This window comes from Rhodococcus sp. FW305-130, from assembly GCF_058788335.1.
Genome location: NZ_JBYTAP010000009.1, coordinates 197,588 through 209,758 on the forward strand (window position 1 = coordinate 197,588; position 12,171 = coordinate 209,758).

Genomic DNA, 12,171 nt, shown 5'->3' on the forward strand with positions numbered 1-12,171 from the left:
GCGATCAGTTGTGGAAGGGGCACCGGCCTTGGTCGGTGCCCTTCTTCTTTTTTGTCACGAAGTTGGGCCGGATGTCGAGATCGGGCTCGTCGTACAGGCGGTGGAACGTCGGCGTGAGCGAGCTGGACATGGGCGGGTTCACCCATGACCAGTCGGTCGGGCACTTGCGCCCGGCCTTGTCCTCACGCGCGATGTGATCGATGAATTGCTTTGCGACAGTGTGATGGTCGACCATGATGACGCCGGCCTTGCGGTAGCTGTGGATAACTGCGCGGTTCAGTTCGACCAGTGCACGGTCCTTCCAGAGCGTGCGGTCGTGGCTCATGTCGAGCTCCATCATCGCCCCGATGGTCGGCAACATGTTGTAGCGATCGGTGTCGCTGAAGTTGCGTGCACCGACCTCGGTGCTGACGTACCAACCGCTGAACGGTGTGCAGGGATAAACGATTCCGCCGATGTCGAGGTTCATGTCCGAGACCGCGGGAACGGCATGCCATTTAAGCCCCAGATCAGCGAACCAGCTGTATTCGGGATGCTCGATCTCGACCTCGAGAACGAGGTCGGTCGGGACGTCGAAGTACTGCAGGGGTTCGTCGGGAACCGAAATCAGCACGGGGAGAACGTCGAACGCCGTGCCGGCGCCCTTCCATCCCATCGCGGTGACCTGAGCGGTGAGATCGACGTGCCACGGGTCGCCCAGGATGGTGCCGTCCGGTTGCCGGTAGCCGGCGTAGCGGATCAGTTGCGGGCTGAGGATGCGGTACTCCTGGCCGTCCTCGCGGGGAAGCGGCCCGACCGTCACGACGGACTGCAGAGCGCCGCCGTTGGTCGACAGTCGCAGGTGCTCCCAGCACGCTTCTGCGAGAGCGGAAGCCGTGACGGCGTCGCGCGCGTCGATGAGTTTGAGGGTCCGCCAATGCGCGCGACCGACGCACCTGGCGTGGTTTCGCCAGGCGAGTTTGGCGCCGACGAGCAATTCCTCCGCTGTGTGCGTGTAGGTACCGGTCCGGTGGAGCTCACGCAAGGCCTCGCGCCGCCGAGACGTCGGGAGGTGGCCCAGTTCCGGAGAGTCGAAAAATTCGACGCACTCGAGTTCCCGACGTTGAAGCTCGGTCAGCGTCGGGGTGGTGGAGGCGATCTGGGACGTAAGCCCGCTATCGGTGGGCAATTCGTCCTGTCGAACAAAATCCACGGCACGACTCCTGTTTGGCTGGTTGAGATTTCGCTGAACGTTAGCTCGGCGATTGAGAGTGTCGAAGCTCTTGTTTATCTTGCACGCAAGAATAAGAAAGGGACGGTCACACCGCGAAATGGGGTCGCATTGTGACACTTGTCCAGAATGATTTACGAGTCAGACATTTGTGACATAAGCTGCAGACGAAATTCCGCGGCGGGTCTTGCCGCGTCTAGTCGGGACGAGGATGAGCGTGGATTCGCAAGCAATCTCTCTGGTCCGGTCGAGCTTCAAATCCGTCGCTGCGGTAGAAGATGGTCCGGAACGGCTCGCCCGTACCTTCTATTCGATCCTGTTCGCTCGATCGCCCGAAACCCGGGAGTTCTTTCCGGCAGCGATGGATGTGCAGCGGGACCGGCTTGTCGGCGCTATCGCTCACGTCGTCGAACGCCTCGACGAGTCCGACGCGATACTCGAGTACCTCGCGCAGCTCGGCCGCGATCACCGCAAGTACGGCGTCACTGACGAGCATTACACGGCAGTCGGCAATGCCCTGATCGAAGCACTCGAGACTTTCGGTGGCGCCGAAATGTGGACCGACGAGGTCGACAGCGCATGGCGCAACGCGCTCGCGATCATCTCGGCAGCGATGATGGACGCCGCCAACGCGGAGGACGGCCCGCCCGCCTGGAGTGCCACCGTCATCGAATGCCGCCCGGTCATCAAGGGCGTCGCCGTCGTCAAGCTGCAACTCGACCAGACTATGCAATACCGCGCCGGTCAGTACGTCAGCGTGCAGGTCGCCGCGAGGCCGCGGATGTGGCGCTACCTCTCACCGGCCACGCCGTACGACGGGACTGGAGTCCTCGAGTTCCACGTTCGTCAGGTCACCGGCGGGTGGGTCAGCCCGGTCATGGTGAACCAAACCGCTGTCGGTGACACCTGGGTGGTCGGTTCGCCCATCGGCGCCCTGGGGATTCCGGAGAACTCCAAGGACCTTTTGATGATTGCGTCGGGAACAGGTGTCGCGCCTCTTCGCGCTCAGATCCTCGAACTGATCCGACGCGGCAACACTCGCAAGGTCCAACTGTTCTACTCCGGACAGCATCCGTGCGATCTCTACGACCTTCCGCATCTGTGGAAGCTGGCCGAGAAGCACCCGTGGCTCACGATCATCCCGGTCTCGGAAGAAGACGAGAATCCGTGGTGGCACACCGAGTCGGAACCGCTGCCGCCGATCGGCATGGCAAGGCGCATCGTCGGCAAGGTCGGTAAGGTCGTGACCTCGTTCGGGGACTGGGCGGGCTACGACATCCAGGTCGTCGGCAGTGAATCCATGGTCAACAGCACCAAATTCAGGCTTCGCGCGGTGGGCATCGACGTCGACACCGTTCGCAATGATCCGACGTACTGACCGTCAGTACGGATCGAACTGAATGACCTCGGCCGGCGTTCCGGCCTCGATCAATCGATCACGCGTCGATCGAACCATGGCCGCTGATCCGCACACCAAGACCTGATGTTCGGTGAACGCACCGTACGACGCGACGACGTCGGCGAGCGTGCCTTCGATGAGATGATCGTCGCCGAATCCGATGTCGACGTTCAAACGGTCGAACCACCCGTCGGGCGGGCCGCCGTCGGAGAGATCTTCGACGACGGGAATGGGCTGCAACCACGGAAACTGATCGGCGAGCAGCCACAACATGTCCGCTGCGTAAAGATCGCGAAGCGTTCGGCCACCGAAGAAGAGGTACACCTGCGGCGGGTTCGGGGTCTGAGCCAGATCGAGAATGATCGACCGGAGTGGGGCCAAGCCGGTTCCGCCCGCGACCATGATGACGGTGGGGCCGTTCTCGTCGACGGACAGGTTGCCGCGCGGGTCGAGGATCTGCCAGACGTCACCAGGCTGGGTGTTCTTGACTATCGAACCGCTGACCCAACCGCCGGGAACCGTCTTGACGTGAAACTCCAACTTCCCGTCGTGTGAGGGAGGCAGGGCGGGGGAGAGTCGGCGGAGCAACCGCGAATTCTGCGGGACGCTGACGTCGACGTACTGGCCGGGGCGGAAGGGGACGACATCGCCGACCAGGCGGACAACCGCCAGATCCTCACGGAGACGGTGATGTTCGACGACTGTGCTCGACCAGGTTCGCTGGGCCATGAAAGTTCTCCTGTAGTCAGTAGAGCGGGTCGTGCCGGATCTGGTCGAGTGGAGTTCCGCCGGCCCGCAAGGCGTAGACGGTGGTCTTGATCATCGACGGTGACCCCGAGATCTGCACCTGACGGTCGGCCCACGAGCCGAACTGCGAGACCACTTTTCCGATCGGTCCGATCAGTCGGCTGTGCATTCCGAAGGGTGGCTCAAGCACCGGTCCGTTGTGCCACCAAGGGTTTTCGGGTTCTTCGGAAACCGGTACGACGGTCAACCACGGATTACTGAGCGAGATGTGCCAGAGCGTTTCGAGGTCGTAGAGGTCGCACGGATACCGGCCGCCGACGAACAGGTGCACGCGCGGATTGTGCGCGCGTTGGGACATTTCCATCACCTGTGCCCGCAGTGGGGCGATGCCGGTGCCGGATCCGATCATGAGAACGTCACGGTCGCTGGTGAAATCGACCTCGAGACCGCCGAGGGGAGTGGACATGACCCAGCGGTCACCGACGTTGGTCTCGCTGACGATCGCGGGGCTGACCCATCCTCCCGACACCTTGCGGATGTGGAACTCGAGCTGACCGAAAGGGTTGGTCGGAATCGCCGGTGAGTAGTACCGCCACATTTTCGGGCGCTGGGGAATCTGAACGCCGACGTACTGTCCCGCCCCGTACGGAATGGGTGGGTCGGCTTCGAGGCGCACTATCGCCAGATCGTCGAGGACTCGTTCGTGGCTGACCACGGTTGCGCCCCAGAGTGCCGGGGTCGTATCGGACTCGGCGCCGTCGGCCATCGTGCTCACGACGAGGTCGGTGAACTGAGACCAGGCGTCCTCCAGTTCCGGCGTCCACTTGTAGCGACTGTGCGCGCTGGTTCCGTACATCGACCGAATCGCGCGCTCGAGTGCAACACCGGCAGCCTCGTAGTGCTCACGCTCGACGCCGTAGCGGCGATGATCGCGGCCGAGTTGGGTGAGGAACTTCCGGATCCGACGATGCTGGGGAAGGTTCTTGACGACGAACTCGATCGCTCTGAAGAAACGGTGCCCCTGCGATTCCATCCCGGCCGGGAACAATGAGCGGTACAGAGGATGTTCCGCAAAGAGGCCGGTGTAGAACACTGCCGAGAAGTGCGCACGGCTCTCTTCGTCGTCGGTCAGAGAATCGAGGCTGGATTGCAGACGGGCGATCACTGTCGGATCCAATCCATCCCCCTTTCGCACCAGCTGCAACTCTCGCCACAATTCTAGTACGGCTCAAAATGTGACCTACGAAACCAACTCGGCCTGGCGAAAACAAACTTGAGCGGAATAGACTCAAGTTTGTCCGCGTTGAGCATATTGACACAGTCGCAATACCAACCGGTCGCGGCTCTTCCCGTTCGACTTCGCCAGAAAGGTGACAAGTGGACTCGTTCACACCAACAACCAAGACCCAGGCTGCGATGACGGCTGCACTGCAGTCGGCGTCGTCGGCGGGTAATCCCGATATCCGGCCTGCCCATCTGCTGGTCGCATTGCTCGACCAGACCGACGGCATCGCTGCCCCACTACTCAAAGCTGTAGGCGTCGACCCCACGGTCGTACACCGTGAAGCACAGGCAATCGTCGATCGCCTGCCCAAGACAACCGGCGCAAGCTCCACCCCGCAACTCGGGCGTGAGGCACTCGCGGCACTCACTGCTGCTCAGCACCTCGCCACCGAGATGGACGACGAGTACGTCTCCACCGAGCACGTCCTCTACGGACTGGCCGGCGGCGACTCCGACGTCGCGCAGTTGCTCGTACGTCATGGCGCTACCCAGGACGCATTGCGTGAAGCCTTCACCACCGTCCGCGGCAGCGCTCGCGTCACCAGCCCGGAGCCCGAAGGCACCTACCAAGCGCTGGAAAAGTACTCCACCGACCTCACCGAAGCTGCACGTAGCGGCAAGCTCGACCCGGTGATCGGTCGCGACACCGAGATTCGCCGTGTCGTGCAGGTGCTCTCGCGTCGTACCAAGAACAACCCGGTACTCATCGGTGAGCCCGGCGTCGGCAAGACCGCGATCGTGGAGGGCCTTGCCCAACGCATCGTCGCGGGTGACGTCCCGGAATCGCTTCGAGGCAAGACCGTTGTGTCCCTGGACCTCGGGTCCATGGTCGCCGGTGCCAAGTTCCGCGGTGAATTCGAGGAACGCCTCAAGGCAGTTCTCGACGACATCAAGAACAGTGCCGGACAGGTCATCACCTTCATCGACGAGTTGCACACCATCGTGGGCGCCGGCGCCACCGGTGAATCCGCGATGGACGCAGGCAACATGATCAAGCCGATGCTCGCCCGCGGTGAGCTGCGGCTGGTCGGTGCCACCACGCTCGAGGAGTACCGCAAGTACATCGAGAAGGACGCAGCACTCGAGCGTCGTTTCCAGCAGGTGCTCGTCGGTGAGCCCTCGGTCGAGGACACCATCGGCATCCTGCGCGGTCTCAAGGAGCGCTACGAGGTGCACCACGGCGTACGCATCACCGACTCCGCGTTGGTGGCTGCTGCCGCGCTGTCGGACCGGTACATCACGTCGCGGTTCCTGCCGGACAAGGCCATCGACCTCGTGGACGAAGCCGCATCACGTCTGCGTATGGAGATCGACTCGCGACCCGTCGAGATCGACGAGGTGGAACGCACTGTTCGCCGACTCGAAATCGAAGAAGTGGCACTCGAGAAGGAGACAGACGACGCGTCCAAGGCTCGGCTCGAGAAGCTGCGTCAGGAACTCGCCGACGATCGCGAAAAGCTCAATCAGCTCAGCACCCGCTGGCAGAACGAAAAGCAGGCCATCGACTCGGTGCGCGTGCTGAAGGAACAGCTCGAAACCCTGCGAGGAGAGTCCGAACGCGCTGAGCGTGACGGCGATCTGGGCAAGGCAGCCGAGTTGCGCTACGGCCGCATCCCGGCGCTGGAGAAGGAACTGGAAGAGGCAGCAGTCGCTTCCGGAGCCGCCTCCGACGGTGACGTGATGCTCAAGGAAGAGGTCGGGCCGGACGACGTCGCAGACGTGGTCGCAGCCTGGACCGGCATTCCGGCGGGCCGGATGATGGAAGGCGAGACCGAGAAACTGCTCCGCATGGAGTCCGAACTCGGCAAGCGAGTCGTCGGCCAGACCGACGCCGTCGTCGCCGTCTCGGATGCGGTTCGCCGCGCCCGAGCAGGTGTCGCCGACCCCAATCGGCCCACCGGTTCCTTCCTGTTCCTCGGCCCGACCGGCGTCGGTAAGACGGAGCTCGCCAAAGCCTTGGCGGACTTCCTCTTCGACGACGAGCGCGCGATGATCCGTATCGACATGAGCGAATACGGTGAGAAGCACTCGGTGGCCCGACTCGTCGGTGCCCCTCCGGGCTACGTCGGTTACGAAGCCGGCGGCCAGCTCACCGAAGCAGTTCGGAGACGCCCGTACTCGGTGGTCCTCTTCGACGAGGTCGAGAAGGCACACCCGGACGTGTTCGACGTCCTGCTCGCCGTGCTCGACGAAGGCCGACTCACCGACGGTCAAGGCCGCACGGTGGACTTCCGCAACACCATCCTGATCCTGACCTCCAACCTGGGATCCGGTGGCACGCGGGAGCAGGTCATGGACGCGGTACGCCACGCGTTCAAACCGGAGTTCATCAACCGTCTCGACGACGTGGTCGTCTTCGACTCGCTCTCCGAAGAGCAGTTGGAGCACATCGTGGACATCCAGCTCGAGCAGCTGCAGAAGCGTCTGGCTGCGCGTCGTCTCACCCTCGAGGTGAACGGTGCTGCCCGGATGTGGCTCGCGGTGCGCGGCTACGACCCGCTGTACGGCGCTCGGCCATTGCGTCGACTCGTTCAGCAGTCGATCGGCGACCAGCTCGCCAAGCTGCTCCTGGCCGGCAAGGTCCAGGACGGCGACACCGTGCACGTCGGTGTCAGTGAGGACGCGGATCAGTTGGTTCTGTCCTGATTCGGTAAGTGGAATGCCCCGTCGATCCAAGTGGATCGGCGGGGCATTCGCATTTTGTTCTACCCTGGATGGCTGGATGCTCGAACTGGGGATGTCTGCACCCGCGCCTCTCCGAACGACTTCGACGCTCTTTCGTCCCAACCGAAGGTGAGCCAGGCATGACCGATCAGAACGATCCGCGTAACTCGGGTGGGCCGCGCCGTGAGGATCCCGAGGCCACCGAGGTGTGGGGGCGTACGCCCGACCAGCCGACAGAGCAGTACGGGACGGTGTCCGGCCAGAATCCGAACCAGCCGACGGAGTACTTCGGTCAGCAGCCGGGGGCGGGGCAGTTTCCGGGAGCGCAGCAGTATCCCTACGGTGGCCCGGATCAGAACACGGAGTACTTGGGGCAGCAGGGGCAGCAGCCGAATCCCACGCAGGCCTTCCCCGCCTACAACCCGCAGTTCGATCCGCAGGCCCCGCCGCCGGGTGCGACGCAGGCATATCCGCCGTACACGGCCCAGCAGTACGGGAACCCGGATCAGTACGGGAATACACAGCAGTACGGAAACACACAGCAGTATCCGGTTGCAGGTGGTGGCGGGGGAGTTCCGCCGGAACAGCCGTTCATCGAAGACGGGTCGTCGGGCGGCGGCAAGAAGCGCAAGCTCGCGACGTGGGTGGCTGCCGGCGTGGTCGGGATCCTGGTCGCCGTGATCGCGATCGTCGCGTTCTCGGCGTTCGGTTCGAACGACAAGGGAACCCAGACCGCTTTCGTTCCGCCGACCACTACGACGCAGGCGCCGACCACCACACCGCCGAAGGCGAGCACCACGGCGCCGACTCCGACGACGGATTCCCCGCTCAGCCAGCTCCCGGGCGGGCTCGGCGAAGTCATCGGCGACGCCGGGGGAGCCGTCGGCACCGTCAAGTCGAACGACGGCGGCACGTTGGTCATCGATTCGATCGGTGGATCGCAGGTGACGGTTCTGACCACAGCCGACACCACCCTCATCGCGCTCAACCGCGCCACGATTGCCGATCTGCAACCGGGAGACAACATCGTCGTCGACGGAACTCCGGTGGAGAACGGCACGATGACCGCCAACACGATTCTGAGTACGTCGTTGCCGAAGTTCGGCAACTGAGTCGTTCACGACACATCAGGCGAGTCCACCAGGGTGTCGCGGGAGGTTGAGGCCGCGAGTCGCTACCCTGGAGGGTGATGACTGGAATGTGGTTCGGACTGGCAGCAATTGCACTCGCAGGCGCGGGTGCGCTCCTGTACGTCGACAGGACGAGGCGAGATCAATCCGGGCGAGTGCGTCAGATCTGGGCCAAGGCGCAGGGATACACGTACACGGCCACTGACGATCAGCTCGCAGGCGAATGGCATCGCGCGGTCATGGCGAAGCAGGACTACCTCACTGCCACCGACGTCGTCCGAGGCCGTCGTCGCGGAGAGCAGTTCGTGCTGTTCGACCTGGAAGAGACCGCAACCATCGTCGCCGTTCGCCGCGAGATCGGGTCGGACGTCGACATCGATCTTCGGTTGAAATCGACGGCTCCGCCCAAAGACGGCGACCTGAACCTGCTGGGTGCGATCGGTTCACGAGTCGTCTTCGCGACCGATCTCGAGATCGCACGTCGTGTCTGTGATCAGCGCATGGTGGCGTTCACCGAATCGGTTCCGCCGTCGATCAGCATGCTGTGGAGCGAAGGGCAGTGGACGCTCGGTTCGCTTCCGGTGACCAGTAACGGCCGGGATTGGGACGCTGCAATCGAGTCGGTTGCGCGCCTGTCCGGCATTCTGCATGTCCTGCCTCCCGTCACCGATCCCAACGAACTCGAGGTCGATCACGATCCGAGCCGCCCGCGGCCGGGCGCCGAGAAGTCTCGCCCAACTCCGGATCCGGTAGAACAGCCCCGTTCGCGTCAAGAGCAGCCGCCCCGTGAAGCTCCGCCGCGTGAATTTGCCCCGCGTGAGCCTGCACCGCGTGAGCCTGCACCGCGGGAATCTGCGCCACGTCAGGACCAATCGCTGCGCAAGCCCGAGGCGGCTGACAAGCCGGCTCAGCGTCCGGCGTCGCAGCGCTCGGGCACAATTCGCCCGGTCGACTGACCTTTAAGGTTCCCGTCCAGCCGCGATAACCACTAGCGTGGCCGGTATGTCGACTTCCCACTCGGATCGCCCTGTGCGTCCCGTTGCCCTGGTGACCGGACCTACCTCTGGTCTCGGCGCCGGTTTCGCCAAGAAATACGCCTCCCTCGGATACGACCTGGTTCTCGTCGCACGTGACGAGGTCAGATTGCACGACCTCGCGTCCGAGTTGAAGACGATGTTCGGCACCGAGTCGGAGATTCTGGTTGCCGATCTCGCATCGGAGGCTGGACGCGACACCGTCGCGCTTCGTCTGGAGAAGGGCGTCGAGGTGTTGGTGAACAACGCCGGATTCGGTACCTCCGGCGAGTTCTGGACTGCAGATCCGGCGCTTCTTCAGTCTCAACTCGACGTCAACGTCACCGCCGTGATGCGGCTGACCCGTGCGGCGCTGCCCAGCATGATCGCGTCGGCGCACGGAACGATTGTCAATGTGGCGAGCGTCGCGGGCCTGCTGTCCGGCCGGGGTTCGACGTATTCGGCAAGCAAGGCCTATGTCATCTCGTTCACCGAAGGGCTTTCCGGCGGGTTGGCCGGGACGGGAGTGCGCGTTCAGGCGCTGTGCCCGGGCTTCATCCGCACCGAGTTCCACGAGCGTGCGGGCATCGAGATGTCCACGATCCCCAAGCCGATGTGGTTGAGCGTCGACCAGGTGGTTGCGGCGTCGATGAAGGATCTCGGTGACGACAAGGTCATCAGCATTCCGGGAATTCAGTACAAGGTCCTCACGACGGCTGGGCGTCTGGTTCCCAAGGGGCTGGTTCGCCGGTTGACCAACATCGTCGGACGAGGCCGCGGGCGCACGTAGCCCAGAGGCAGCAGGCGCACGTAGCCCAGAGGCAGAAGCCGAACACAAGGCGGTGGTCGGTAGGCTGAGCACTCATGAGCGATCGTGAGGATTTGGCTGCGCTGGTGCGCGAATTGGCTGTTGTACACGGAAAGGTGACGCTGTCTTCGGGCAAGGAAGCCGACTACTACGTCGACCTTCGCCGCGCGACACTTCACCACAAGGCGGCGCCACTGATCGGCTCGCTGCTGCGTGAACTGGTCGCGGACTGGGATTTCGACGCCGTCGGAGGTTTGACGATGGGCGCCGATCCGGTTGCGATGGCGGTGATGCACGCTCCCGGACGCCCGATCGACGCGTTTGTCGTTCGCAAGGCTGCGAAGGCTCATGGGATGCAGCGTCAGATCGAGGGCCCGGACATCGTGGGCAAGCGTGTCCTGGTTGTCGAGGACACGACCACGACGGGCAATTCTCCGTTGACAGCAGTGAAGGCTCTGCGCGAGGCCGGGGCCACAGTGGTCGGAGTCGCTACCGTCGTCGATCGCGCGACGGGTGCGGACGCGATTATCGGTGCCGAGGGCGTCGAGTACCGATCGCTGCTGGGCCTGGAAGATCTGAACCTGAGCTGACGCCCCGTGAGTGGTTAAGGGGTCCCTGCACTCCTCAACCACTCACAGGGGTCAGTCGCCTACGGTGACGGCGAGTGCTTCGTCGACGCTGTGCGGCGCGGGATCGTGGTCGTCGACGTGTGCGAGGACCTTGCGTCCGCTCGACAGGACGAACACGGCGGCGAGGGTGAGCACCGCGCCGACCCAGAACGGCATGTGGACGTTGGACTCGCCGAGCTTGCCGGCTACCCACGGAGCTGCGGCGCCGCCGACGAATCGAACGAAGCTGTAAGCAGCCGAGGCGGTCGACCGTTCCACGGGAGCCGAGATCATGACGGTTTCGGTGATGAGTGTGTTGTTCACACCGAGGAACAACCCGGCGAGGACGACACCCACGATCAAGACGATCTTGTTCTCGGTGAAGAGCGCCATCATGCCGAGGTCGAGTGCGAACAGTGTCAGCGCCAGCATCATCATCGGTAGTGTGCCGAAGCGTCGTTGCAGGCGAGGAGCGAGGAAAACCGACGAGATCGCCAGCATCAGGCCCCAGCCGAAGAAGATGAATCCGATCGGGTACGCCCCCATGTCGAGGGGGAACGGTGTGTACGCGAGCAGCGTGAAGAATCCGTAGTTGTAGAGCAGCGCGGTGATGGCAACGGTGAGTAGCCCGCGGTGCCGCAGCGCCTGGAACGGTGCAGCGATGGATGTGTGGTGTTCGGGCTTGGGTGCGCTCGGAAGCATCACGACGATGAGAATGAAAGCAACCGCCATCAGGGCTGCGACGCCGAAGAACGGTGCGCGCCAGCTGATGTCACCGAGAACGCCGCCGACCAGCGGTCCAACCGCGATACCGATGCCCAGTGCAGCCTCGTACAGGATGATCGCCCGTGCGACGCCGCCGCTGGCCGCGCCGACGATGGCCGCCAGTGCCGTTGCGATGAAGAGTGCATTGCCCAGTCCCCAGCCGGCACGGAATCCGACGATCTGGCCGATGGTGCTGGAAGCGCCTGCCAGAGAGGCGAACACGATGATGATGGCAAGGCCTACAAGAAGCGTTTTCTTGGCGCCGATGCGGCTGGACACCACACCGGTGATGAGCATGGCCACGCCGGTGACGAGCATGTAGCTGGTGAACAGGAGCGAAACCTGCGACGGTGTGGCGTCGAGTTGTTCGCCGATCGGCTTGAGGATCGGATCGACCAATCCGATGCCCATGAAGGCGATGACGCTGGCAAAGGCTACCGCCCACACCGCTTTCGGTTGTTTCAGGAGGCTCGGCGGAGCCTCGTTCTGGTGCGTTGATGTCGCGGTCGTGTTGCTCACGGCCACCTCCTTTTTCAGTGGTGG

Annotated in this window: 10 protein-coding genes; 6 read left to right on the forward strand and 4 right to left on the reverse strand. The window is 63.5% G+C overall.

The annotated features are described in order from the left end of the window. Nucleotides 1-4 precede the first annotated feature (4 nt). A complete protein-coding gene (locus tag AC3WQS_RS26310; RefSeq protein ID WP_020906627.1) occupies nucleotides 5-1,192 on the reverse strand; it encodes a nitric oxide synthase oxygenase in 1,188 nt (395 codons plus the stop codon). A gap of 235 nt (nucleotides 1,193-1,427) precedes the next feature. Between AC3WQS_RS26310 and AC3WQS_RS26315 the strand changes: the two genes are divergently transcribed. Next, entirely contained in the window at nucleotides 1,428-2,588 is a 1,161-nt protein-coding gene (locus AC3WQS_RS26315; protein ID WP_197940736.1) for a globin domain-containing protein, read from the forward strand. A 3-nt stretch (nucleotides 2,589-2,591) separates the two neighbouring features. Here the strand turns inward: AC3WQS_RS26315 and AC3WQS_RS26320 are convergent, their stop codons facing one another. Beyond that, a complete protein-coding gene (locus tag AC3WQS_RS26320; RefSeq protein ID WP_030535968.1) occupies nucleotides 2,592-3,338 on the reverse strand; it encodes an FAD-binding oxidoreductase in 747 nt (248 codons plus the stop codon). A 16-nt stretch (nucleotides 3,339-3,354) separates the two neighbouring features. Next, nucleotides 3,355-4,551 (reverse strand): FAD-binding oxidoreductase, encoded by a 1,197-nt coding sequence (locus AC3WQS_RS26325; RefSeq protein ID WP_459114465.1) that lies wholly within the window; start codon nucleotides 4,549-4,551, stop codon nucleotides 3,355-3,357. Nucleotides 4,552-4,733: 182 nt separating this feature from the next. Between AC3WQS_RS26325 and clpB the strand changes: the two genes are divergently transcribed. The 5 genes from clpB to pyrE all read left to right on the forward strand — a co-directional run bounded on the left by clpB (nucleotide 4,734) and on the right by pyrE (nucleotide 10,845). Continuing rightward, entirely contained in the window at nucleotides 4,734-7,286 is a 2,553-nt protein-coding gene (gene clpB / locus AC3WQS_RS26330) for an ATP-dependent chaperone ClpB (protein ID WP_020906630.1), read from the forward strand. Nucleotides 7,287-7,444: 158 nt separating this feature from the next. Then, a complete protein-coding gene (locus tag AC3WQS_RS26335) occupies nucleotides 7,445-8,416 on the forward strand; it encodes a hypothetical protein (RefSeq protein ID WP_029254744.1) in 972 nt (323 codons plus the stop codon). An 86-nt stretch (nucleotides 8,417-8,502) separates the two neighbouring features. Beyond that, nucleotides 8,503-9,390 (forward strand): TtfA family protein, encoded by an 888-nt coding sequence (locus AC3WQS_RS26340; RefSeq protein ID WP_477994152.1) that lies wholly within the window; start codon nucleotides 8,503-8,505, stop codon nucleotides 9,388-9,390. Between the two features lie 46 nt (nucleotides 9,391-9,436). Beyond that, complete coding sequence (locus tag AC3WQS_RS26345) at nucleotides 9,437-10,237, forward strand: SDR family NAD(P)-dependent oxidoreductase (protein ID WP_029254745.1); 801 nt, start codon at nucleotides 9,437-9,439, stop codon at nucleotides 10,235-10,237. 74 nt (nucleotides 10,238-10,311) lie between these two features. Continuing rightward, a complete protein-coding gene (gene pyrE, locus AC3WQS_RS26350; protein WP_019749433.1) occupies nucleotides 10,312-10,845 on the forward strand; it encodes an orotate phosphoribosyltransferase in 534 nt (177 codons plus the stop codon). A 51-nt stretch (nucleotides 10,846-10,896) separates the two neighbouring features. Here the strand turns inward: pyrE and AC3WQS_RS26355 are convergent, their stop codons facing one another. Continuing rightward, entirely contained in the window at nucleotides 10,897-12,153 is a 1,257-nt protein-coding gene (locus AC3WQS_RS26355) for an MFS transporter (RefSeq protein WP_020906634.1), read from the reverse strand. Between the last annotated feature and the right edge of the window lie 18 nt (nucleotides 12,154-12,171).

Bases quoted from the DNA above. Each gene is read 5' to 3' on its own strand.
- pyrE (WP_019749433.1), top strand. From the start codon at position 10,312: ATGAGCGATCGTGAGGATTTGGCTGCGCTGGTGCGCGAATTGGCTGTT.
- AC3WQS_RS26340 (WP_477994152.1), top strand. From the start codon at position 8,503: ATGTGGTTCGGACTGGCAGCAATTGCACTCGCAGGCGCGGGTGCGCTC.
- AC3WQS_RS26320 (WP_030535968.1), bottom strand. From the start codon at position 3,338: ATGGCCCAGCGAACCTGGTCGAGCACAGTCGTCGAACATCACCGTCTC.
- AC3WQS_RS26335 (WP_029254744.1), top strand. From the start codon at position 7,445: ATGACCGATCAGAACGATCCGCGTAACTCGGGTGGGCCGCGCCGTGAG.
- AC3WQS_RS26345 (WP_029254745.1), top strand. From the start codon at position 9,437: ATGTCGACTTCCCACTCGGATCGCCCTGTGCGTCCCGTTGCCCTGGTG.